At 58.2% G+C, this 22,120-nt stretch carries 21 protein-coding genes; 11 read left to right on the top strand and 10 right to left on the bottom strand.

Annotated elements, in window-relative coordinates:
• Positions 1-6: 6 nt before the first annotated feature.
• Entirely contained in the window at positions 7-867 is an 861-nt protein-coding gene (locus ACP86_RS22205) for a lysophospholipid acyltransferase family protein (RefSeq protein WP_075267665.1), read from the top strand.
• On the opposite strand, the gene ACP86_RS14840 is transcribed toward ACP86_RS22205, so the two are convergent.
• The 4 genes from ACP86_RS14840 to ACP86_RS14825 all read right to left on the bottom strand — a co-directional run bounded on the left by ACP86_RS14840 (position 785) and on the right by ACP86_RS14825 (position 5,180).
• Entirely contained in the window at positions 785-1,255 is a 471-nt protein-coding gene (locus ACP86_RS14840) for an FKBP-type peptidyl-prolyl cis-trans isomerase (RefSeq protein WP_008176279.1), read from the bottom strand. The genes ACP86_RS22205 and ACP86_RS14840 overlap by 83 nt on opposite strands.
• A complete protein-coding gene (locus tag ACP86_RS14835; protein WP_053114616.1) occupies positions 1,255-3,465 on the bottom strand; it encodes an acetyl-CoA hydrolase/transferase C-terminal domain-containing protein in 2,211 nt (736 codons plus the stop codon). The genes ACP86_RS14840 and ACP86_RS14835 overlap by 1 nt, the downstream gene beginning before the upstream one ends.
• Before the next feature lie 127 nt (positions 3,466-3,592).
• Entirely contained in the window at positions 3,593-3,916 is a 324-nt protein-coding gene (locus ACP86_RS14830) for a hypothetical protein (RefSeq protein ID WP_053114615.1), read from the bottom strand.
• A 226-nt stretch (positions 3,917-4,142) separates the two neighbouring features.
• Positions 4,143-5,180: an NADP(H)-dependent aldo-keto reductase gene (locus tag ACP86_RS14825; protein WP_008176285.1), complete on the bottom strand. Its 1,038-nt coding sequence runs from the start codon at positions 5,178-5,180 to the stop codon at positions 4,143-4,145.
• Positions 5,181-5,306: 126 nt separating this feature from the next.
• Here ACP86_RS14825 and ACP86_RS14820 point away from each other — a divergent pair, with 126 nt between their 5' ends.
• Positions 5,307-6,515, top strand: coding sequence for a glycosyltransferase family 4 protein (locus ACP86_RS14820; RefSeq protein ID WP_053115540.1), 1,209 nt, complete (start codon positions 5,307-5,309; stop codon positions 6,513-6,515).
• Positions 6,481-7,029 carry a phosphatase PAP2 family protein gene (locus ACP86_RS14815; RefSeq protein ID WP_053114614.1) on the top strand — a complete coding sequence of 183 codons (549 nt, stop codon included), beginning with the start codon at positions 6,481-6,483 and terminating at the stop codon, positions 7,027-7,029. Before ACP86_RS14820 ends, ACP86_RS14815 begins: the two co-directional genes overlap by 35 nt.
• Here ACP86_RS14815 and dinB read toward each other — a convergent pair.
• Positions 7,026-8,090 (bottom strand): DNA polymerase IV, encoded by a 1,065-nt coding sequence (gene dinB, locus ACP86_RS14810; RefSeq protein ID WP_053114613.1) that lies wholly within the window; start codon positions 8,088-8,090, stop codon positions 7,026-7,028. The two genes, ACP86_RS14815 and dinB, sit on opposite strands and share 4 nt — an antisense overlap.
• A gap of 115 nt (positions 8,091-8,205) precedes the next feature.
• On the opposite strand from dinB, the gene ACP86_RS14805 reads away from it, so the two are divergent.
• The 5 genes from ACP86_RS14805 to minE all read left to right on the top strand — a co-directional run bounded on the left by ACP86_RS14805 (position 8,206) and on the right by minE (position 10,776).
• Complete coding sequence (locus tag ACP86_RS14805; protein WP_053114612.1) at positions 8,206-8,484, top strand: DUF1244 domain-containing protein; 279 nt, start codon at positions 8,206-8,208, stop codon at positions 8,482-8,484.
• Entirely contained in the window at positions 8,484-8,873 is a 390-nt protein-coding gene (locus tag ACP86_RS14800; RefSeq protein ID WP_053114611.1) for a HopJ type III effector protein, read from the top strand. Before ACP86_RS14805 ends, ACP86_RS14800 begins: the two co-directional genes overlap by 1 nt.
• Positions 8,870-9,631 (top strand): septum site-determining protein MinC, encoded by a 762-nt coding sequence (gene minC, locus ACP86_RS14795; RefSeq protein ID WP_008176297.1) that lies wholly within the window; start codon positions 8,870-8,872, stop codon positions 9,629-9,631. Before ACP86_RS14800 ends, minC begins: the two co-directional genes overlap by 4 nt.
• A gap of 77 nt (positions 9,632-9,708) precedes the next feature.
• The gene (gene minD, locus ACP86_RS14790; protein WP_008176299.1) at positions 9,709-10,521 is read left to right on the top strand and encodes a septum site-determining protein MinD; all 813 of its coding nucleotides are present in this window, start codon (positions 9,709-9,711) and stop codon (positions 10,519-10,521) included.
• A gap of 3 nt (positions 10,522-10,524) precedes the next feature.
• Positions 10,525-10,776 carry a cell division topological specificity factor MinE gene (gene minE, locus ACP86_RS14785; protein ID WP_008176301.1) on the top strand — a complete coding sequence of 84 codons (252 nt, stop codon included), beginning with the start codon at positions 10,525-10,527 and terminating at the stop codon, positions 10,774-10,776.
• A 41-nt stretch (positions 10,777-10,817) separates the two neighbouring features.
• Here the strand turns inward: minE and ACP86_RS14780 are convergent, their stop codons facing one another.
• Entirely contained in the window at positions 10,818-11,825 is a 1,008-nt protein-coding gene (locus ACP86_RS14780) for a DUF2804 domain-containing protein (RefSeq protein WP_008176303.1), read from the bottom strand.
• A 137-nt stretch (positions 11,826-11,962) separates the two neighbouring features.
• Between ACP86_RS14780 and ACP86_RS14775 the strand changes: the two genes are divergently transcribed.
• From ACP86_RS14775 to ACP86_RS14765, 3 genes are all read left to right on the top strand, one after another.
• The gene (locus ACP86_RS14775; RefSeq protein ID WP_053114610.1) at positions 11,963-12,697 is read left to right on the top strand and encodes an START domain-containing protein; all 735 of its coding nucleotides are present in this window, start codon (positions 11,963-11,965) and stop codon (positions 12,695-12,697) included.
• Between the two features lie 82 nt (positions 12,698-12,779).
• Positions 12,780-13,271: an HPP family protein gene (locus tag ACP86_RS14770; RefSeq protein WP_008176308.1), complete on the top strand. Its 492-nt coding sequence runs from the start codon at positions 12,780-12,782 to the stop codon at positions 13,269-13,271.
• Between the two features lie 24 nt (positions 13,272-13,295).
• Positions 13,296-14,681, top strand: coding sequence for a PhoH family protein (locus tag ACP86_RS14765; RefSeq protein ID WP_041644998.1), 1,386 nt, complete (start codon positions 13,296-13,298; stop codon positions 14,679-14,681).
• 76 nt (positions 14,682-14,757) lie between these two features.
• On the opposite strand, the gene ACP86_RS14760 is transcribed toward ACP86_RS14765, so the two are convergent.
• From ACP86_RS14760 to ACP86_RS14745, 4 genes are all read right to left on the bottom strand, one after another.
• Positions 14,758-16,452, bottom strand: coding sequence for a methyl-accepting chemotaxis protein (locus ACP86_RS14760; protein WP_053114609.1), 1,695 nt, complete (start codon positions 16,450-16,452; stop codon positions 14,758-14,760).
• A 154-nt stretch (positions 16,453-16,606) separates the two neighbouring features.
• Positions 16,607-17,959 carry a sigma-54-dependent transcriptional regulator gene (locus ACP86_RS14755; protein ID WP_053114608.1) on the bottom strand — a complete coding sequence of 451 codons (1,353 nt, stop codon included), beginning with the start codon at positions 17,957-17,959 and terminating at the stop codon, positions 16,607-16,609.
• The gene (locus ACP86_RS14750; protein WP_053114607.1) at positions 17,956-19,770 is read right to left on the bottom strand and encodes a sensor histidine kinase; all 1,815 of its coding nucleotides are present in this window, start codon (positions 19,768-19,770) and stop codon (positions 17,956-17,958) included. Before ACP86_RS14750 ends, ACP86_RS14755 begins: the two co-directional genes overlap by 4 nt.
• A 116-nt stretch (positions 19,771-19,886) precedes the next feature.
• Positions 19,887-22,076 carry a TRAP transporter permease gene (locus ACP86_RS14745; RefSeq protein WP_014576235.1) on the bottom strand — a complete coding sequence of 730 codons (2,190 nt, stop codon included), beginning with the start codon at positions 22,074-22,076 and terminating at the stop codon, positions 19,887-19,889.
• Positions 22,077-22,120 lie beyond the last annotated feature (44 nt).

The following is a 22,120-nucleotide window of genomic DNA, read 5'->3' as shown; positions in this document are numbered from 1 at the left end:
TGTGAGATGAGCTGGCTGAGACTCTGCGTTCGGATCACTGCCTTTATGGCTTTTCTGGCAGCCACCACGATGCTGGCCGCCGGTTTGAGGGTCAGTGAAGTGGTTACCCGCAAAGCCATCGATCGGACACCCTGGGCCAGATTCTGTTTCCGGTGGGCCTGCCGGTGCCTGGGACTGCGTATACACCAGCATGGCTCACCCTCAGACGATACCGTTCTGTTCGTCAGCAACCACATCAGTTGGTCAGATATTCCGATTCTGGGGAGCCTGGCACCGATCCGGTTCCTGTCGAAAGCCGAGGTTGGCCAATGGCCGGTCATAGGCTGGCTGGCACGACAGGCCGGCACGCTTTTCATCCGGCGGGGAGGCGGTCAGGCCCGCCGCGTTCGGGACCAGATTATTGAGAACTTGCAGGCTGAAGAGAATGTCCTGGTCTACCCGGAAGGAACCACCAGCGCAGGTCTGACGGTATTGCCGTTCCATGGCCTGTTGCTCAAGGCCGCTCCAGAGAGCAGAACGCCGGTACAGCCGATCACCATTGCCTATCGCCGGGAAGGCCGACCCGACCATCTGGCTCCCTTCATTGAGGATGATGAGTTCCACCACCATTTGTTGCGGATGCTAGCCCAGCCTTCTGCCCGGGTCGACGTAGTCTTCCACGAACCTTTACACCCGTCGGAAAAGATACCGGCCGGAGAGTTCGCCGCCAGCCTGAGAGAGACCGTTCTGGAAGGACTGACCCGAATATACCGTGGTGAATACGACAGACCGGCAACCGAGTGCCTCAGAACAGGGGACGACCCTGGGCTACCTCATCTTCCGTCGCTTCACGGCGGCCAACGATCTCCAGATCAAAGTACAGGGTAAAGCCCGCCAATGGGTGATTGGCGTCCACCTTAACCAGGTTGCCATCAATCCCGACAACCTGCACGATCTGCGCTTCATCGCCCGTGTTGGTCTGGAACTTCATGCCAATCTGCAGGTTCTCGATGCCTTCGAACAGTGAACGTGGCACCTTGCGCACCAGCTCGGGCTTGTGCTCACCGTACGCCATGGCCGGCGGCACCGTTACCTCCAGGCAATCGCCCACGTTGCGGTCTTTCACCGCCTGTTGGATCCCTTCAATAATCTCGGGACTGCCATAGACGAAGTGCAGGGGCTCACTGCCTTCGGAAGTATCAACCAGCTCGCCGATCTTGTTCTTCAAAACATAGTGAACGGTAAAAACGTCGGGTCTTGCTTGTGAAGCTGTCATCAGGTTTTCGAGTTTCCTGTATCCGGTGGTGTTTCGAGCTGTTGCAGGCCATGAATAACCAGTCGCTGATCCAGCTTGTCCCGCAATCCTGAAGGGTTACTCAGGCCCATGCGCTCAAGCAGGGCCCCGTAACGGCCTTCGTCATCCCGGGCCCGGAGGGCCTGTAACAGAGTCGACAGTTTACCACGGCGAGTGGCCGTTGCGGCCTTGAGCCCCTTAAGGGCTTTCCCCAACGTCAGCTCCTCATCGGTAAAGTCCCTGCCAAACGGGAACGGAGGGAACAGGCTGGCATCTCCCGCAGCCGCAACGGCACGACGGATGGCTTGCGGGGTATTGTTACACCAGTCGGCAGGCAGCTTGAACGCAGGATCCACCTTGCCCGCCTTCTGGGCTTTTTTCAGAAGCTCCTGCTGGAACCGGGAGTCGGCAATGCGGATCAGCCTCAGGAAGACCTGCTCGTCGGACTGCCCTCTCAGATCGGCAATCCCGTACTCGGTAATGACTATGTCCCGCAGATGGCGGGGTATGGTGCAATGACCATAATTGAACACGATATTGGACAGTACCTTGCCCTGGGATGACCGGGTGCTGCGCAGCGACAGGATCGAACGTGCGCCCGGCAGCTCGTGAGCCATGGCAACGAAGTTGTACTGGCCACCGACGCCACTGACCACACGACCATCTTCAAGACCATCCGATACGCCAGCACCGTTGAGGGTGTACATCATAGCCGAATTGATGAACCGGCCATGAACGCGCTGCGCCGCTTTCAGCTTCTGGTCTCCGAACCGGTGGTCATACAGGTGGTTGATGAAGTTCACGCTGGTCATGCAGATTTTTGCACGCTGCTCGTCGGTCATTTCCCTGAGGTACTGGTAAAACTGCTCGGGACCAACGTAAAAACCGCCGTGCATGGCGATACCGCCAGTCAGCCGTTCCCCGAGGATGAGGGTTTGGATGGCCTGCCGGGCCTCCGGATTGTCCAGATCACCCTCGACCGACTGATCACCAATACGCAAACGGCCGCCCTTGAACTCGACAGCTTCTTTAAAGATGCCGTGCTGGACCAGCCAATGAACATCCTTTGCCCGCAACGGGCTATCAATAAGCTTTTCGCGCCGCAGGACATCGAGGGTTGCGAGAGACACTTCGCTGGGAATATCACCGCGATTGATCAATGTCTGCAGACCGGCGTGATCGTATACCTCGCGGGTAAGGATGCCTTCCTGCATCAGGTACAGGAAACCATCCACCATCATTTCACTACAGCCATAAAGCCCCTCCTCGAAGGGGCCGGTGCCACCGTCCTCGCGAACGACGGGGAAATGCTGATCAACCTGGAGATGGTCAAACACCTGCCGCCAGGCCTTATTGTGACTGTGTCTGAGAATGGCACTGTGGACCAGGGCCGCGCCCAGTGAGCCGATGCCAACCTGGAGCGTACCGCCGTCCTTCAGGAGGGTACTGGCGTAGAATCCGATCAGGTGGTCTTCCGGGCTGACCGACATCTGGGGCGCGGAGAACAGCGGATAGTCTCCCGAAGGCTGATCAAGCAAGACATCGAACCGGTCTGCTTCAATCGCCGCATGATGGCCAAACCAGGGAAGGTTCTGGTTCATCTCGGCCACCAGCGCCACCGGCGTGCCAGCCGCCTCGCGCTCACGGAGCAGGGGAATCAGGTCCAGCGTCAGATCCGGGTTGCAGCTCAGACTGACCTGGCCGGGCTGCCCATGGGCCTCGCCCGGCGACACCATCTGGGCGACGACATTGACACCCACCGCCATCAGATCGCGAACGGCATGAGTATAGTTGGTACACACGTAATGCCGCTGCTGGGAACGATTGTTCAGATAACTGCCGGCTTTGAAGAAAAACTCCGAGACCTGAACATTCTCAGGAAGACGGTTTGCCGATACATCCTTGGCATAGGCCAGTTCAGGAATCCGGCCATAGAGGCGCTCAACAAAAGGCCCCATGAAACGCTTTTCCAGCGAGGAGCCGCCCTTTGGCGCCAGCAGCGACAGTGCCGTAACAATGTGCAGGCTGATTTCCGGATCGTCTTTCGCCCGCTGGTATAGCGCATTAACAAAGCGAACCGGTTTTCCGAGCCCGAGCGGCAAACCGAGAGTAATCTCCTTGCCAACCCGGCGAATCACCTCGTCAACACAGGCGTTCACATCATTTGATAACTGCCCTCTATCACCCGCCATTACCAAGCTCCTTATTGGCTAATCAGCATGTTAACGGAGATGATCACACGAGCATCGGGCACAGACAATGCGCCAGATCATGATTCTGGGGTTTGATGATACTGCCGGGTGCGGGGAATTGCGGGGTTCAGAAGTTCCACTTCAGGTTCAGGCAGGCACCCTCGTTCAGGAGCGCAATGCCATGGTCGGCCTGGGCCGGATCTGACGCATAATGCTTGCCGGAGTGATTCGAACGGGTGAAGGTAAGGCTCAGCAGGCGGGAACCGATTTCGGCAAACGCATCGGAACTGTCCTCGTCAAAATCACCGGAAACCCGTTCCTGGATTTCGAAAATCTGCTCGCTGGCTGTCTTGCTTTCGACCTGTTCGAAGACGCGCTCGGATGCTTCGGCGCGAACGACGAAAGCAACAAGATTGAGAGCGAGTAACGCAACAAAGATTCGAATAATCATGACACTGCCTGAGACCTTTTTTCCGACACGGGAGTCTACGGATACCTTAGGCTTAAGTCTAATGATTAAGAGCCGGAAAAATGTGAATCTGCACACAAAGACGCCGACTTTTTGTCACGGCATCAGCATCTTTTTGTCAATTTATGATCCCCGATATTTCAGACTGTAACAGCACCCCCGGCCAGCGCCTCTCAGCCGGGGGTTCAAGCCAACCAAGCCGGCGGGCTCAGGGGCAGGGGTAGGTGAATTCCTGATGAATGGCCTCTATCGCTTCCAGTACCTCGGGGCTCAGGGTGACCTTTGCGGACCCTATGTTTTCCCGCAGCTGCTCCATGGATGTTGCTCCGATGATATTGCTGGTCACAAAGCTACGGCTGTTCACGTAAGCCAGCGCCATCTGGACCGGAGACAATCCGTTCTGCCGAGCCAGCTCAACATAGGCCTGGGTGGCATCCATGCCACGACTGCCGGTGTAGCGACTGAAACGCTCATACAGGGTCATTCTGGCTTTTTCAGGCCACTTGCCGCCCAGATATTTGCCGGAGAGCATGCCAAAAGCCAGCGGTGAGTAGGCGAGCAAACCGGCCTGTTCCCGGTGGGCAATTTCCGCCATCCCCACCTCAAATGAACGATTCAGGAGGTTGTAGGGATTCTGGATACTGGCCACTCTCGGCCAGCCTTTCTCGCCGGACAGACGAAGGTACTCCATGGTGCCCCAGGGCGTCTCATTGGACAGTCCGATGTGCCGGACCTTCCCGGACCGAACCAGATCATTCAGCGCTTCGAGTGTTTCCTCGATCGGCGTGAAAGATTCTTCCGGGTTGTGCTCGTAACCGAGCTTGCCGAAAAAGTTCGTGCTGCGATCCGGCCAGTGCACCTGGTACAGATCAATGTAGTCGGTCTGCAGGCGTTTCAGGCTGGCGTCGCAGGCTTCCATAATATGATCCCGGGTCAGGCGCGGACCATTACGCAGGTACTTCAGTCCGTTGCCCGGTCCCGCCACTTTCGACGCAATTACCAGTTCGTTGCGGTTGCCCCTGCTGGCAAGCCAGTTTCCCAGGTAGGTCTCGGTCAGCCCCTGGGTTTCCGCCCGGGGCGGCACAGGGTACATCTCTGCGGCATCAATAAAGTTGATACCCTCGGCGACTGCGTAATCCAGCTGTTCAAATGCTTCCTTTTCGGTGTTCTGCTCCCCCCAGGTCATGGTGCCCAGGCAAATCAGGGTAACGTCGAGATCGGTCTTTCCAAGCTTTCGCGTTTGCATATCGTCTCCGATTCGGTTCGGTTAACGGGTAAAGGGAATGTCACGGGAGTGTCGCATAACTGTCATGCCGGCTTTTCATAGTAGGGGCATGTCAAAGGAAGCACAGGAAACACCGTGACCGAGACCATGCAGGCCAACCGGCGCTCACAACACATTACCATTGTTTCGGAGACTTTTCCGCCGGAAATCAATGGCGTGGCAAACACGCTCAGGCAGCTTTGCCAGGGGCTGATGCAACGTGGGCACCGGGTAACGGTTATACGGCCGCGACAGCAGCATGAGCGCAAAGGCCACTTTGCCAGTGCTGGCGAGGCACTCTTCTCCCGTGAACATGTGGTGACCGGATTGCCGCTACCCGGGTACGCCGACCTGCGCTTTGGCCTCGCCCGAACCGGCCATCTGAAAAAGCTCCTGACCACTGACCGCCCCGATGCCGTCTACGTTGCCACTCAGGGCCCGTTGGGCGTTGCGGCGACCACAGCCGCAAGGCAGATAGGGATTCCGGTCAGCTCGGGCTTCCACACAAATTTTCACAGTTACAGCCGTTATTATGGCGTCGGCATGCTGGAGAGGCTGCTGTGCCTCTACGGTCGATGGTTCCACAACCGCACGGCCATCACCCTGGTGCCGACTCGAAAAATGCAGCAGACAACCCGCGCCATGGGTATTCCGGCGACCGGCCTCTGGAGTCGGGGCGTCGACTGCCATCGATTCACGCCACACAAGCGGGACACCGCACTGCGCGAATCCTGGGGGCTCCAGCCCAACGACCGGGCCATTCTTTACGTCGGCCGGCTGGCACCGGAGAAAAACCTGCGAATGGCGGTTGCCTGCTTCGAGCGGATCCGGGGCCTCCACCCCCAGGCCAGGTTCGTCCTGGTTGGCGACGGTCCGCTTCGGCGTCAACTGGCTGAACGCCACCCGGACTACGTGTTCTGCGGCACCCGGCGTGGTGACGACCTGGCCCGACATTTTGCCTCAGGTGATCTGTTCCTGTTCCCGAGCAAGACCGATACCTTTGGCAACGTGGTGCTGGAGGCGATGGCCAGCGGCCTGGGTGTTGTCAGCTTTGACGACGCTGCAGCAGCCGAGCACATCCGCCACGAGGAAAACGGCATGAAAGTGCCCCTGGATCAGGACGAGGCTTACGTCGACAGTGCCCTCCGACTGGCCGATCAGCCCACCCTGCTGAACCGGATCAGGGCCCAGGCAAGGCTGGACGCCCTGGAACAGAGCTGGAATTCGCAGATCGAACAGTTTGAACAACTGGTTTTCAATCAAACCGCAAAGGCCGGATACCATGCCATCAACAAGCAAAGCGTCTCGCTTCTTTGAACTGGCAGACCAGCGGGAAGTCGCTTTCTGCCAGTCTATTAACCGCGCTGTTCGTTTCCGGCCAGCCCTTGGCTATTTCCGACTGGTAAGCCGACTCGGAGACGGCTGGTTCTGGTACGCACTGATTCTGTTCATCCCCTTTCTCCGCCCGGAATCCGGGCCCGGGCTGGCACTGCTTATGGCCTTGACCGGCCTCACCTGCACCCTCAGTTACAAGTTACTGAAGCGCTGGCTCATCCGTGAACGTCCATTTATATCCTTTCCCGCCATCAACTGCGGTACACCGCCCCTGGACCGCTACAGCTTCCCGTCCGGCCACACGCTGCACGCCGCCTGCTTTCAGGTCATGCTGACCGTGACGGAACCGGCGCTGGCTCTCATCGTGCTTCCGTTTACGTTGAGTGTGGCGGCATCGAGGGTGGTCCTCGGCCTGCACTACCCCAGCGACGTCGCTGCCGGCGCCCTGATCGGTGGCCTGATGGGTTACGCGGCCATGAGCTGGCTGCAGCTCTAATCAAACAGACGCAACTGGGTAACCGGCGCATCATCATTGCGGAAACGCACCCCCAGACCCAGCAGCCGCACCGGTCGCTCCCGGTTGGTGACCAGCTCAGCCAGAAGTGGCAGATAATCATCCAGAGCCGGCTCTTTGACCTGCTCACGAACCCGCTCAAGGGTATGGGTTGAAAAATCACTGTAGCGGATCTTGATGAAGAGTTTGTGGATCGGTTTTCGGCGGGCCTTGCGCGACAGGCGAAGGTTGAGATCTGCAACCAGTGAGGCCATGACGGTCTGGCAGGCGGCCATATCTGGCAAATCCTGGGAAAACGTTCGTTCCACGCTTACCGACTTGGCAATCCGCGACACCACCACCGCCCGCTCATCCCGGCCGTGGGCCATCTCGTGGAGTCGATAGCCCTGCTTGCCGAACCGATCAATCAATACATCGGGCCCGAGCGCCTGCATGTCGCCGCATGTCTTGCCCCCCAGAGCATGCAGTTTCGAGGCGGTCACCTGCCCCACTCCAAACAGCTTCTCAACCGGCAGTCCCCGAACGAAATCCGCAACGTCCTCCGGGCGAATCACGAACAGCCCGTCCGGCTTTTCCCAGTCACTGGCAATCTTTGCGAGAAATTTATTGGGCGCCACGCCGGCGGAAATAGTGATACCGACTTCCTGGCGCACCCGCTCCCGAAGGTGGCGAGCCATAAGCGTGGCACTGCCCTTGTGATCGGTCACATCGGAGACGTCCAGAAAGGCCTCGTCCAGAGAGAGCGGTTCCACCAGGTCTGTCAGTTCCCGCAGGATAGCCATCACCTGCTGTGAGACCGCCCGATACCGGCCCATATCTGTTGGCACCGTCACCAGCCCCGGGCACAGCCGTCGCGCTTCACTGCCGGGCATCGCCGACCGCACACCGTACGCCCGGGCCTTGTAATTGCAGGTAGTCACCACGCCCCGACCGCCATCGCCACCCACCGCCAGCGGCACATCCCGTAGGCTGGGATCGTCCCGCATCTCCACGGCCGCGTAGAAGCAGTCACAATCCACATGGATGATCTTGCGTTGTGGCATAATCAGAGGGCTCGCGTCGACTTTCTGTACATTTATACAGCCTTGTATCTTAAGCTAACATGCAGAGAATGTCAGGAACCCCAACAACCGGCGCATCAACCATTGCGAGGCCATCATGAGCAACCCGATTCCTGAAGCAGAACGCACCGAAATTGAAGCCGCAGCCTTCCGTAAACTGGTGAGGCATTTGCGCGAAAACACCGACGTCCAGAATATCGACTTGATGAACCTGGCGGGCTTCTGCCGCAACTGCCTGTACAAGTGGTACCTGGCAGAGGCGAATGAGCGTGGTTTCGAGATTTCAGATCCCCAGGCCCGTGAAGAAATCTACGGAATGCCGTACGAGGACTGGAAGGCGCTCTATCAGACAGGCCCCAAGCAGGAACACAAATAATGAGCGTCAACGATGCCGTAAGGATTCACCTGGCATCCCTGGACGCTGGCCACGCCAGCTTCAAAGATTCCCTGGCCCTGATTGAACAGCACTTCGAGTACCAGCCCTGCGGCTTCCGCAATGGCCCGCTGGTAAACGCAGAAGGCGAGAATGCCGGCTCCTGCCGGATCTTTGGTCTGGGCCAGTACTGCAATCTGAGCGAAGTCGACACGCTCAAGCTGTTTGCCGAGCACTACCAGCAGGTTCTGGACGATCCGACCGGCGAGAGCCACGGCAACATCCGCCAGTTTATCAGTACAGGATGGTCAGGCATCCGCTTCGACGGCGTGCCACTGCGGCAGCGCCCGAACCCAACCGACAACATGACCAGGGAAGAGACTCCTTCATGAGCGATACCGCCACCTCCGGGGTAAAACAGGGTTTTCAGCTAAAAAGCGCCAGCGTGTCCATGACAGCCCTGGAGCTCTATTATTTTGACGACAGCGAATTTGAAGAAGTACTGCGAGACAAGATCAGCCAGGCCCCCGGGTTCTTCAAGGATATTCCGCTGATCATCAGCCTTGAGAAATACCAGGGACTGGACAGTGAACTGGATTTTTTCAAGATGATCGGCACCTGCCGGCGTAACCACATCCATGTGATTGGCGTTCGCGGTGGCACCGACGACCAGCGCCGCCTGGCCCGGGGCGCCGCACTGGCGCTGCTGCCGGGTAACGGCCAGCGGGATCGCACCCATGAAGCCGAACAGGCGGCCGCGGACGAAGCGGAAGCGGCAGTTGTTGCAGCCTCGACAAGCGCTGCTGGTGACCCACCTCCGGCCAAAATCATCTCCCAGCCGGTCCGCTCCGGCCAACAGATCCACGCACCGGAAGGTGACCTGGTTATCCTGGCGCCGGTGCAGGCCGGAGCCGAAGTGCTCGCGGCGGGCAACATCCATGTTTACGGCCCGCTTCGGGGCCGGGCACTGGCCGGCATCCATGGCGCAGAATCCGCACGGGTTTTCTGTCAATCCCTGGAAGCGGAGCTTGTGTCCATCGCGGGACACTATAAAATCTCCGAAGATCTTCAGGACAATGGCTGGAAAAGCGCTGTGCAAATCCAGCTCAGGGACGACCTGCTGGTGGTAACGCCACTGGACAAGGCCTGATTTTGGAGCTGAATACAATAACTTGACCGGATAATTCGGCAGACACGACGAATCCACCGAGAAACAGGAACAGAACCTTGGCTAGAATTATTGTCGTTACCTCAGGAAAGGGCGGCGTTGGCAAAACCACCACCAGCGCCTCGATCAGCACCGGCCTTGCCAAGCGAGGCCACAAGACAGTAGTCATCGATTTTGACGTGGGCCTGCGTAACCTGGACCTGATCATGAACTGCGAGCGTCGCGTGGTGTACGACTTCGTAAACGTGATCCAGGGCGAAGCCTCCCTGAACCAGGCGCTGATCCGCGACAAGCGGGTCGATACCCTGTACATCCTTCCGGCCTCCCAGACGCGGGAAAAGGAAGCACTGACCAAAGATGGCGTCGAGAAAGTCATCAACGAGCTTTCCGAGACCTTCGATTACATCGTCTGCGACTCTCCTGCCGGCATTGAGCATGGTGCCCTGATGGCGCTGTATTACGCTGATGAGGCGATTGTGGTTACCAATCCCGAAGTGTCTTCGGTGCGGGATTCCGACCGCATTCTGGGCATTCTGCAGAGCAAATCCCGTCGAGCCGAAATGGGCCAGGACCCGGTCAAGGAACACCTGCTCCTGACCCGTTACAACCCGTCCCGTGTCGAAAAGGGCGAGATGCTGTCCGTGGCGGACGTAGAGGAAATCCTCGCGATACCTCTGCTGGGCGTCATTCCGGAAAGCCAGATTGTTCTGAACGCTTCAAACCAGGGTTTGCCGGTTATCCTCGAAGAGGACAGCGATGCCGGCCAGGCCTACGATGATGCGGTTGCACGCCTTCTGGGAGAGGAACGGGAACACCGTTTCATGACGTCCCAGAAGAAGGGTTTCTTCTCACGGATGTTCAAGGGGGGCTAAGGGATGAGTTTCCTCGATTACTTCAAGGGTAAAAAGAAGAACACCGCCAGCGTGGCCAAAGAGCGCCTCCAGATTATCGTGGCTCACGAGCGGGGCCAACGTGACCAGCCGGACTACCTGCCCCAGCTGCAGCAGGAGCTGCTGGAGGTCATTCGAAAGTACGTTCAGATCAGCGACGACATGGTTCAGGTTGAGGTAGACCGCAACGAGAGCTGCTCGGTACTGGAGCTGAACGTCACGCTACCGGAGCGATAACCCGCTTTATCTGGCCTGTCCCGGGTGGGACAGGCCATTTCTTACCACCTCGCAAAGTGGTCTTCCATCAGGCCCCGCAGACCTTTAACCTCAATTTTTCCGCCAGCCTCATCCGTCACCGTTCCACTGAACGAGCCCACGTACTGCCGGAAGTTGGATGCCAGTACCCAGGCGTCCAGTTTTTCCTTGCGCACACCAGCGGGGACAAAGTGCAGATCGACCCGACCATCCTCCGTGCTCACATGCCAGTCGCCGCCTGGTTGATAGCGATCAAAACGGAACCTTGCCGCGCCCAGTTTGTGGCAGACACCATCCAGCCAGAGCGCATTTTCTGTCATTCCCGTCTCATTGACCCCTGCGGCAAGGTTCAACCCCACAGACCGGCCATCCGCAAGCTGGCCAGCCAGGCAGGCCCAGTTCCAGGCTGTTTCTCGGCGCATGAAGCCACAGCTCCAATCGATGGATCCCCGAGTCTGCTCGTCGCAGCGCCAGATACGATGATCCCAGCGCACTTCCCCTTCCACCGGCAAGCCTGCCGACTTGCGGGTAAACACCCAGCCATTGTAGCCGGCCGGGCATACCAGCCGGAGCGGGTCCCGATCCTCTGAAAGCGTCAGTTCAATACGGATACCTCCCGGGGCCGAGACCGTAATTGTCCGGCCATCCGCGGAAGGCGCAATTCGCACGGCTACGTCGCCCTTGCTGAACCTTGTCACCCCTTCCTCTGGCCGGGGCTCAATGCAGGTTTGCCGGGCCAATGGCTGAAGGAAAGACTGCTCCAACATCTGGCCAGTCTCGAAGTCATAGAGATAGAAGAATCCGCTGCCCAGCAGTTTCAGATCCACCACCGCCAGACCAAACACCCAACCCGGGCCCATGGCGCTGACAAACTGGAACTGGTTGAACCGCCAGCGTCTTGCCAGCTTTGAACGCGGGCGGTCCATCACCGTACGCAGGTCATAGTCCAGATAGTTGATCTCTTCTACCGGTTCATCCAACAGTCCCGGAATCACCTGCCCTTTGCCGTTGATAAGTTTCTTAATGGTCATAGTCGTCGTCAGATCGGGCCAATTTCGGTTACCAAATCAACAGGTCGCTACCTGGTTCACAATCCACTGTTTCCGTGGCCATGCCGGCAAAAGCCCCATGCTAGACTCGGCCCACCATCTGCAAGGAAGTGTACCCTATGAGAAAGAGCATAGCCCATGGCATTACGGGCTGGGCCTCGGTGCTCAGTGGGCTGGTCTGTGCGTTGCTGGTGTTTGCCGTTGCCGCCAGTGCCCGTGCTGAACTGCCCAGCGAAAGCGACGAGGCGTGGACGCTACGCAAGGAAGCCGATCACATCCGGGTCTATACCATCGAGCAGCCAGGCTCCAGCTTCAAGGCCTTCAAGGCCGTGGCGGTGCTCGACGCGCCTATCGAAAACCTGATGGCTGTGATGGCCAACCCCGGTTCCTGCATCGAGTGGGTGCACAACTGTACGGAATCCTATGCGTTTGGCAATGGCGTGTTTCAAGATCGCTTTGCCTATTCCGTGAATGACATGCCCTGGCCGGTTACTGACCGCGACTATGTCCTGCGCATACGCACACGGGGTGATCAGGCCTCCGGTGAGATCGTCATGGATCTGAACGCCATGCCCGATCAGCGGGCGGAAAACAGTAGCCGGGTAAGAGTCGATCGCTCGGACACCCTGTACCGGTTCACGCCCGAGGGGGATAGCACCCGGATGGTGTGGGTCCAGCACACGGACCCCAATGGAGCGCTACCCGGCTGGCTGGTGAACTCCCTGCTGGTGGATATTCCCGTGAGGTCGATGGAAGCGCTGGAACGCGTTGCCAACAGTAAAAAGTACCAGGGGTACCAACTGGTTTATGACGAGCAGGGCCAACTGACTGGCCTTCGCATGAACAAACCCTGAGTCCCGGCGCACAGTAAGGGATGACGCGCGGAGTATCACGCGCTAAGCTTTACGAAAGGACTCTAGAAGGCAGCCCAGATCAATGACCGTTCTCGCCTACGAGATCATGACACCCAGCATCAAGGCCGTCCCGCAATCCTGGACCATGGACCGGTTGGCCCGCTTCCTCACCGACAACGAGATAACCGGCAGCCCCGTCACCGATGACGACGGCGAAATTGTCGGCATTGCCACTCTTAAAGACATCACCGAATTCCGTTGGAACGCCACGCGCTCCGATGCGGACCGGCATCTGACTCCCGAAGAGCGGGAGGAAGCCCGACGCCTGCGAATGGTGATCTTTGAGGAAATGGGCAAGGTGCCGGTAGAAGTCCGGGACATCATGACCCCCATCGTTTTATCGGTTGACGAGAAGACGCCGGTGCGCGACATTGCGAATATCATGATGCGCGAGCACCTGCACCGGATTTTTGTCACCAATGATTCAAAAATTACCGGCATCATAACGACTTACGATATGCTGAAAGTGATCTCGGATGAGGAACTCACGCAACGCTGCGCCGATAACGACTGAGCCACCAGAGAGGTAGCGCCACTTATGCCCAGAGCACCGCAAGCTCGCCGAAAGATGTACGTCCTCGACACCAACGTCCTGATCCACGACCCGAACGCCCTCCTCAACTTTGAAGAACACGATGTCATCATCCCGATGACGGTCCTCGAAGAACTCGACAGCCTCAAATCCGGCAAGCAAGCCGTGGCCGCTGACTGCCGTCAGGCCATCCGCAACATCGATAAGTTGCTGGGCGATGCCAGCCCGAAGGTGATCGAGAAAGGTGTTCCCATCGTGCGTGGCAAGAAGGCCGAACCCCTGGGCACTCTTTCGATCCTGATGAGCACCGGTGACAGTGGCAACCATTCGCTGCCAGAGCATCTGAACGACAACAAGATCATCAACACCCTGGCTGCTCTCCAGAACCGCCACAAGTCCCGGGACATTATCCTGGTGTCGAAAGACATCAACATGCGCCTCAAGGCAAGGGGCTTCGGCGTCGAAGCTCAGGACTACCACAACGACCAGTTGCTCGATGACATTGATCTTCTGCCCAAGGGCTACCGGGAATTCCCCAACTCCTTCTGGGACACCATTGAGAAAGTGGAGACTGTTCAGCGGGAGGGTTCAACCGAACATATCCTTAAGCGGGAAGGCGAGCTGGCGAAGCTGAACATCAATGAATTCGTCATCGATCAAATGGGCTTCGTCGGTAAGGTGGTGGACCTCTCCGACGACCAGTTGATCATCAAGGACCTGCACCAACACGACCTGATGAACGAGGAGGTCTGGGGCCTGGTTCCCCGGGACATCTATCAGGCCATGGCGCTGAACCTGCTCCTGGACCCGGACATTCACCTGGTCAACCTCACCGGCTCCGCCGGCTCGGGCAAAACCATCCTGGCGCTGGCTGCATGTATCGAGATGACCGTGGCCAGCAAGCTCTACAAGCGCATTATTGCCACCCGCTCCACCCAGGGCCTCGACGAGGACATCGGGTTCCTGCCCGGCACTGAAGCCGAGAAAATGGAGCCCTGGCTGGGCGCCATCGTCGACAACCTGGAAGCCCTTCACGAGGACGACGAGAACATGACCGCCAGCGTCGACTACATCCTCAGCAAGGTGCCCCTGCACTTCAAATCCATGAATTACATCCGGGGCCGCAGCTTCCAGCACAGCCTGATCATTATCGATGAATCACAGAACCTGACGCCCCATCAGATCAAGACCATCATTACCCGGGCTGGCAACGGGTCAAAGGTGATCTGCCTCGGCAACCTTGCGCAGATCGATACGCCCTACCTGAGTGCCCTGAGTTCGGGCCTCACCTACATGACCGAACGATTCAAGCGCTTTCGACATGGCGCCCACATCCACCTGCAGGGTGTTCCCCGGTCGCTACTGGCAGAATTTGCCGAAGCCAATCTCTGACATTGGCGAGCATTTAAAGAACGAAAAAAAGGGGCAGAACCCGAGTTCTGCCCCTTTCTCACTTAATCAGTAATGCCTACACCCGATACCGACTGACCTGCTCTGACATCTCGGACGCCAGGTTCTTCAGCCGTTGAGTTGCATCTCCGGCCCGACGGGTTCCCTGCGCCGTCTGTTCGGTAATCGCGACGATCTCATGCACGTTCTGATTAATGGTCTCGGAAACGCTGGTCTGCTCTTCGGCTGCGCTGGCAATCTGTGTATTCATGTCCGTGATCGTTGCCACAGCCTGACCAATGCGCTGCAGCGCATCGTTGACCTGCCGGGTTTCTTCCACGGTCGCTTCGCTGCGCTCACTGATGGAAGCAATTACCTTGACCGCATTCCCTGCCCCAGACTGAAGCCGCTCAATCATATCCTGGATTTCCTGGGTGCTCTGCTGGGTCCGGCGAGCCAGCGTTCGAACTTCGTCAGCCACCACGGCAAAACCCCGACCGGCCTCGCCGGCCCGTGCCGCTTCGATCGCAGCGTTGAGGGCCAACAGGTTGGTCTGATCAGCAATTTCGCGAATGACCTCCAGTACGCTATCAATCCGGCGAGAGTCAGTGCCAAGCTGCTCGATAACCCGAACGCCCTCTCCCACCTGCTCGGAGAGCCCGCCAATAACTTCGGTAGCCTGATGTACCAGGCCCTGGGCATCGCAAACCTGTCCATTGGCATGATCGGCGGCCGTGGAGGCTTCACTCGCGTTGCTCGCAACCTCCTGGGCAGCTGCGGTCATTTCGTTCATCGCCGTTGCCACCTGATCACTCTCGGATTTCTGTCGCTCGACGCCCTGCTCGGCTTCAGTCATGACCTGGTTCAAATCAGCCGTGGCCTCGTTCAGCGTGCGGGTAGACGACAGCACGCGTTCAACCAGTCCGTGCACCTGGTCGGCGAAACTGTTAAAGGCAGTCGCCAACTGTCCAAGCTCATCCTTGCCGGAAACGTCAAGACGACGGGTCAGGTCGCCATCGCCGCTGGCGATGTCATTCATTGCCGACACGGCCGATTTCAGGGGCCGAATGATGCTGCGGACCACGATCAGGGCAAGCAGGACGATCAGCGCCAATGCGACAAGTGAGGTGCTGACTGAGCCTATCACGGCGTCCTCGAGTGAAGTCCCCACCTGGCTTTCCATCGCCGCTACCTGGGCCTCAAGGCCGTCAATCCAGAAGCCGGTGCCGATCATCACACCCCACTTGGGCAGCATTTCCGCATAGCCCAGCTTGGGCGCTACTTGTCCGGTTTCGCTGTTTTTCCAACCATAAGGCACATAACCGCCGCCATTGCGCGCCGCCTTTACCAGCTCACGAATCAGGAAGGTTCCGTTGGGATCCTGGAAGTCCCAGAGATTTTTGCCTTCCAGAGACTGGTTGACGCCGTGCATCACATTGACACCCCGGGTGTCATACGCAAAAAAATAACCGGTGCTTCCCGAATCGTTAAAACGAAGCTGTCGCAGGATCTCCCACGCTTTCTCGCGCACCTCCGGATCGTCTGCGGACCCAGGCTGATTATAGAGATGCTCGATGGAAGACTTTGCAACGGCCAGATAATTCTGCAGTTCCTGGCGTTTACTCTCTTCCATATCGGAGGAGAAACCGGCAACGGCCTCTTCGCCAATAGCACTGGCCTGGTTAAGGTTGTAACTGGTCAGGAATGCCGTGAGCACAATCACCGGCACCAGGGCCAGCAACAGTACCCGTGTCTGGATGGTCAGGTTTTTCATGACTGGTAGTCTTTTTGGTTAAGTGATCAATTCGCCGGGCGATCCGGCATGGAAAAAGTCGCAAAGACTACGCAAAAACCGGGGGCAATATCATTGATGATACTGCGTAGTTTGTTTCCAGCCTGTAACCATGCCGGTAAATTTTTGTTGCTCATCAATCCTTGAACTGGGCTTTGTCCAACCCATGCTTGCGCATCTTGTCGTACAGGGTTTTCCGGGCAATACCGAGCTGGACCATGGTGTCCTTGATGCTGCCATGACTGGCATTCAGGGCGCTGATAATGGCAGAACGCTCGAAACCGTCCATCATTTCGGCGAGCGTCTGTCGACCCGCCACATTGGCCGTATCCGCAGGTTCGTTCTCATCCAGCGCTGCCGGCCCCAGCAGGACATAACGTTCAGCCAGGTTCCGAAGTTCGCGAACGTTGCCGGGCCATGAATGTTGCATCAGCCGGGCTGCCTGACCAGCATCAAGCGGTATGCTCTCCCGATCGTAACGGGCCGCGGCAATCAGCACGAAATGATGGAACAGCAGCGGGATGTCCTCTTTCCGCTCTCTCAACGGCGGGATGTCAACTTTGACCACATTCAGCCGGTAATAGAGATCAGGCCGGAATTCGCCGTCGTCACTGAGTTTTTTCAAATCCGCCTTGGTGGCGGCAATGATCCGGACATCCACCTCCTGAACCTGATTGCTGCCCAGACGCTCGACCCGTTGTTCTTCCAGCACCCGCAGGAGTTTCACCTGCAAGGGCACGGGCATACTCTCAACCTCATCCAGGAACAGGGTGCCCTTGTGGGCGTGCTCGATCTTGCCGATACGGCGCTTTTCAGCCCCGGTGAACGCCCCGGCCTCATGGCCAAACAACTCGCTTTCAATCAGGTTCTCGGGCACCGCGCCGCAGTTGATTGCTACAAAGTTGTGGGCACTGCGTCCACTGTTCTCATGAATGTATCGGGCCAGCGCATCCTTCCCGGACCCAGTTTCCCCGTGCAGAAGAATATTGGCCGAAATATCGAGGATGGGATCAACGGTCGCCATGACCTTTTGCATCAACGGCGAATCCCCCAACATTCGTGGACCGGGTCTGGCCAGGTGCCGCAGCTGTGCTTTCAGTCTCCGGTTCTCGAGGGCCAGATGCCGTTTTTCCAGGGCATGGCGGAGCAGCTCTATCAGTTCATCATGATCAAACGGCTTCTCGATAAAGTCGTAAGCGCCCTGCTGCATGGCTGTTACCGCCGTGCTTATGTCGCCCTGCCCGGTAAGAATGATCACGGGAATGGTGTCATCGATAGCTCGAAGCCGGTCCAGCAACTCCAGGCCGTTCATCTCCGGCATGTTGTAGTCGCAGAGAACCACGCCGTCGTAGTCGGCGTTGATATGCCCCAGCGCCGATGGCGCATCTTCGAAGCAGCTGACCGGCAACTCCTCCAGGGTCAGTGTCTGGGCAATGGCCTGGCGGATGTGTGGATCGTCGTCCACAAAGATTACCGAGGGTTCTGTCATTCCATGGCCTCCCGCTTCTTGAGGGTTACGACGAATTCTGCGCCCGGACCATCCCGGCGGTTACGACCAGTCAGGCTGCCACCCAGCGCATCCACAATCTGGCGCGATATGGAAAGCCCAAGACCCAGTCCCTGCTTGACCGATTTGGTGGTAAAAAAGGGCTCGAAAATCTGTTCGGTGTCGCCCTGCAATCCGGGCCCGTTATCGCGCACCAGGCATTTCCAGTGCTGCTCGGTTTCTTCTATATCAATCCGGATTTCCGGCCGAGCACCACCCTCTACCGCCTGAACCGCGTTCGCCATCAGGTTAACCATAACCTGCTCTATCCGGATCAGGTCACCGTGGCACATCACCGGCGAGTCTGGACGGTGCCACTGGATATCGATTTCCGAGCTCGATTGCTGGGCAACGATAATTTTCAGTGATGCGTCAATCGGTTGCCGGAGATCCACCACCGCTGGCGGGCCTTCGGATTTGCGCGCAAACACCTTGAACTGCCGGGTCAGCTCCGCCATCTTGTCACACAGCAGGATGATTTCTGACAGGTTAGCATCCACCATCTCCCCGGCACCTTTCTCAAGGAAGCGGCGGCTGTTTCGGGCATAGGTCTGAATGGCCGTCAGAGGCTGGTTCATTTCATGGTTGAGGCCCGCGGACATCTGACCCAGCACCGCCAGTTTTGCAGCCTGGATCAGCTCCTGCTGTGTTTCCCGCAGCTCGGTTTGGGTGCGTTCTCGCTCCCGGATCTCCTCCACCAGTTTGCGATTGGAGTTCTCCAGGTCTGCGGTTCGCTCGGCCACGCTTCGCTCCAGCTGCTCGCCCCGAAGAGCCAGTTCAGCCTCGCGCCGGTAGCGCTCGCGCAGGTACAGCCAGGTCAACAGGCCACCAAAGAACAGCGCTGCCCCACCGACCGCAAAACCCAACCGGGTCCAGACGACCGAGCGAGTGCTCACCATGACTTGAAGCGTCCAGTCCATCCTTGGCAGAGGCGTGCTTACGCTCAGATATTCCCGGGGTTTGCCACTGTCCTGGATGCGGACCGTTGCTGACTGCTCGAGAAGCCCCCATGGGGTTCCCAACGTTTTCAGTGCCATTGGCGTCAAATCACGGTCTGGATAACGCCGGCGGGAATACTCGTCGGGCACGGCATCGGCCATCCCCGAGAAATTGCGGTAAAGCCAGTCCTGCCTGCTCGCGAGAAAACTGATGCCATTATGATCAAGCACGACCATCTCCGCCTCTCGCAAGCCAGTAGGGCGATCCCATTGGGATTCCAGTTCGTGAACCAGAACCTTCACGGCGACCACCCCGATAATCTGGCCGCCCTCGTCCCGAACCGGATGCGAGAAATACAGACCCCGAACGCCAGACATCAGGCCGAGGGCGAAATAGATCGCCGAATCGCCCGACTCCATCGCCTCATAGAAATACGGCCGGAAATTGAAATTCCGCCCGACAAAACTGTCTGGCTGCAGGTAGTTGTTGGCTGCGATCGTCAGGCCGCGAGTATCCATCAGGTAGACATCCGAACTGCCTACGATAGTGGCCATGCGCTGCATCTGTTCATTGGCCGAGAGAATAGCAGAGGGATTGTCAGGCGCCTCCAGCGCCCGTTGCAGTAACGGATGCTCGGCCATCAGCTCGGGCACCGGGAGATATCGGTTCAGTTCGTTGGCCACCAACTGGCGATACCGGAAGGACTCCTCAAGGCTCTCCTGCTCCACCTGCCGGTATCCAACCCAGCCACCGAGCAGCCAGGCGGCCACCAGAGTCGCCACGAAAAGGAGAAAAACGCCAATACGGTAAGGCATAGGGTCCGGTTCCCGAAAAACCGCGGAAAGCCGCTAGAGTATAGCCAGGCGGGGTACAGAACAACCGTGCGATGCTTCCATGGCACGGTTGTTCTGACGCAGCCAGCAAGCCCCCGTTACAGGGCGCCAGCTGTGGCAAGGCGAGTTTTACGCTGCTTCTGGATGACGAACGCCAGGACCGCCAGGGCAATACCGGTGAGATCCGTCCAGAGCCCTCCCTCGATCATCAGCAACGCGGCCGCAATCAGCAGGAGTCGCGTTATCCAGGACGCGGAAATGCTCGCAAACCAACCGAGCACGCCGCCAGAAAGCATGTAAACGCCAAAGGTTGCGGTTACCAGTGCCCTCGCGATCTCGAACCAGCCGGCTTCCATCAACAACGCGCCGTTGTAGAAGAACATGAAAGGCACGATGAATGCTGCGATGCCAATCCGGAACGAGGCCACGGAGGTTTCCATGGCATTGGCGCCCGATATGCCTGCAGCGGCATAGGAGGCCAGCGCAACCGGCGGTGTGATCGCGGAAACTACAGCGAAGTAGAACACGAAGAAGTGCGCCGTCAGCGGTTCAATACCCAACTGGACAAGGCCGGGCGCGACCACTGAGGCAGCTACCGCATAGGCCGCCGTGGTCGGCATCCCCATACCCAGTAGAATGGAAATGAACATGGCGAAGATCAGCGCCAGCAACTGGCTCGTGGCCGCAACGTCCAGCAACAGCACAGAGAAGCGCGCGCCCACTCCCGTCAGCGAAATCACGCCCACGATTACCCCGGCCGCTGCGCACACCACGATAATCTGGATCGCCATATAGGAAGCAATTTCCAGTGCCTGAAGGATATGCCGCAGACCCATCTTGTTGGGTGACAGCCAGCTCACGACCGCGGCAGAAACGGTCGCCAGGGTGCCGGCCCGGATCACCGAATAGCCCATGAACAAGGCGACAATCAGGATTATGATCGGCACGAACAGATAGCACTGCTTCATCATGGTTCTAAGCTTTGGCAGCTCGTCTTCACGCATGCCGCGCATGCCGGTCTTGGCGGCTTCAAAATCCACCATGAAGTAGACCGAGGCAAAATACAGAATCGCCGGAATGATCGCCGCGATGGCTATCTCGGTGTAGGGAATGCCGGTAATCTCCGCCATGATAAAGGCGCCGGCGCCCATGATCGGCGGCATGATCTGACCACCGGTGGACGCGGCCGCCTCGACAGCGCCTGCGGATTGCTTGCTGTAGCCCACCTTCTTCATCAATGGAATCGTCAGGGAGCCGGTGGATACCACGTTGCCGGCACTGGTGCCGTTGATCATACCCATCAGGCCCGATGCAAAGATCGATACCTTGGCCGGGCCACCCCGGGAACGGCCGGCCGCCGCAAAGGCAAAGTTCACGAAGTAGTCACCCACCTTCGAGGACTGCAGGAAGGCGGCAAAAATGATGAACAGAATGATGTATGTCGAAGACACCGCCGTGGTCGGCCCAAGGATTCCGGCATCGGTATACACCTGACTGAAGAAACGCTGAACCGAAAGCCCCGGGTAACCGAGGAAACCTGGCAGGTAGGGTCCTGCGAAAACATAGGCCAGAAATACCAGACCGATGATCACCAGTGCCATCCCCGCCACGCGCCGGGTAAGTTCCATGATCAGGGCCGTGCCGGCAATGGCTGCAAACGAGATACCCACCGGCGCAAAGGAGGTGCCGGTCGACATCCGCATGGACGTGTTGTACACCACCAGGAAATAGGCGGCCACGGCCAGCGAGCAGACGATCAACACGAGATCGGGCACGCTGAATACCGATCGCTCGCGCTGATGAAACCAGCTCATGACAATGCCAACACCGGTCGCCGCCAGCAGCGGCCAGCCAAAGTGCCACACCTCCAGTTCGACCGGAATCCGCATGGCGCCGTTCTGAACCATCTGCCAGAACGAAAATGTCTGATACAACACATAGAGAGCCGGCAGCATGGCACCGGCACTGATCCAGGTTGTCCACCGGTGGCGGGCACCGCCCTCTTCCGATGACACAAACCGGGCGCCGGCAAACAGAACGAAACCCAGCACCAGGGCACCGGCAATGTGCACAATACGGAACGACCAGGTTTCCAGGGGCGCTATGTTCAGTGAATACAGGTGAAAGGCTGAATAGGCTATCGCCAGCAGCGCGACGAATTTCAGCAGGCCGCCTTCGAATAGCCGGCGGTTGGCTTCGACCGGTTCCTCGTCCACGTTGTGCGCGAGTACATGGTCCTCGCCCACTTCAATGTCCGGAAGGTCTTTGGAATCTTGTTCGGTAGTCATGACACACCCTGCTTGCAGGCAAATCGGAGCCAGAACTCGGCTGG

The sequence above is a fragment of the Marinobacter sp. CP1 genome, from assembly GCF_001266795.1.
Lineage (GTDB): Bacteria > Pseudomonadota > Gammaproteobacteria > Pseudomonadales > Oleiphilaceae > Marinobacter > Marinobacter flavimaris.
Note: the sequence above shows the minus strand (reverse complement) of the source record. Positions and strands in the feature narration are given on the sequence as shown.

Coding starts and splice junctions, on each gene's coding strand:
- ACP86_RS22205 (WP_075267665.1), top strand. CDS start 7: ATGAGCTGGCTGAGACTCTGCGTTCGGATCACTGCCTTTATGGCTTTT.
- ACP86_RS14840 (WP_008176279.1), bottom strand. CDS start 1,255: ATGACAGCTTCACAAGCAAGACCCGACGTTTTTACCGTTCACTATGTT.
- ACP86_RS14835 (WP_053114616.1), bottom strand. CDS start 3,465: ATGGCGGGTGATAGAGGGCAGTTATCAAATGATGTGAACGCCTGTGTT.
- ACP86_RS14830 (WP_053114615.1), bottom strand. CDS start 3,916: ATGATTATTCGAATCTTTGTTGCGTTACTCGCTCTCAATCTTGTTGCT.
- ACP86_RS14825 (WP_008176285.1), bottom strand. CDS start 5,180: ATGCAAACGCGAAAGCTTGGAAAGACCGATCTCGACGTTACCCTGATT.
- ACP86_RS14820 (WP_053115540.1), top strand. CDS start 5,307: ATGCAGGCCAACCGGCGCTCACAACACATTACCATTGTTTCGGAGACT.
- ACP86_RS14815 (WP_053114614.1), top strand. CDS start 6,481: ATGCCATCAACAAGCAAAGCGTCTCGCTTCTTTGAACTGGCAGACCAG.
- dinB (WP_053114613.1), bottom strand. CDS start 8,090: ATGCCACAACGCAAGATCATCCATGTGGATTGTGACTGCTTCTACGCG.
- ACP86_RS14805 (WP_053114612.1), top strand. CDS start 8,206: ATGAGCAACCCGATTCCTGAAGCAGAACGCACCGAAATTGAAGCCGCA.
- ACP86_RS14800 (WP_053114611.1), top strand. CDS start 8,484: ATGAGCGTCAACGATGCCGTAAGGATTCACCTGGCATCCCTGGACGCT.
- minC (WP_008176297.1), top strand. CDS start 8,870: ATGAGCGATACCGCCACCTCCGGGGTAAAACAGGGTTTTCAGCTAAAA.
- minE (WP_008176301.1), top strand. CDS start 10,525: ATGAGTTTCCTCGATTACTTCAAGGGTAAAAAGAAGAACACCGCCAGC.
- ACP86_RS14780 (WP_008176303.1), bottom strand. CDS start 11,825: ATGACCATTAAGAAACTTATCAACGGCAAAGGGCAGGTGATTCCGGGA.
- ACP86_RS14775 (WP_053114610.1), top strand. CDS start 11,963: ATGAGAAAGAGCATAGCCCATGGCATTACGGGCTGGGCCTCGGTGCTC.
- ACP86_RS14770 (WP_008176308.1), top strand. CDS start 12,780: ATGACCGTTCTCGCCTACGAGATCATGACACCCAGCATCAAGGCCGTC.
- ACP86_RS14765 (WP_041644998.1), top strand. CDS start 13,296: ATGCCCAGAGCACCGCAAGCTCGCCGAAAGATGTACGTCCTCGACACC.
- ACP86_RS14760 (WP_053114609.1), bottom strand. CDS start 16,452: ATGAAAAACCTGACCATCCAGACACGGGTACTGTTGCTGGCCCTGGTG.
- ACP86_RS14755 (WP_053114608.1), bottom strand. CDS start 17,959: ATGACAGAACCCTCGGTAATCTTTGTGGACGACGATCCACACATCCGC.
- ACP86_RS14750 (WP_053114607.1), bottom strand. CDS start 19,770: ATGCCTTACCGTATTGGCGTTTTTCTCCTTTTCGTGGCGACTCTGGTG.
- ACP86_RS14745 (WP_014576235.1), bottom strand. CDS start 22,076: ATGACTACCGAACAAGATTCCAAAGACCTTCCGGACATTGAAGTGGGC.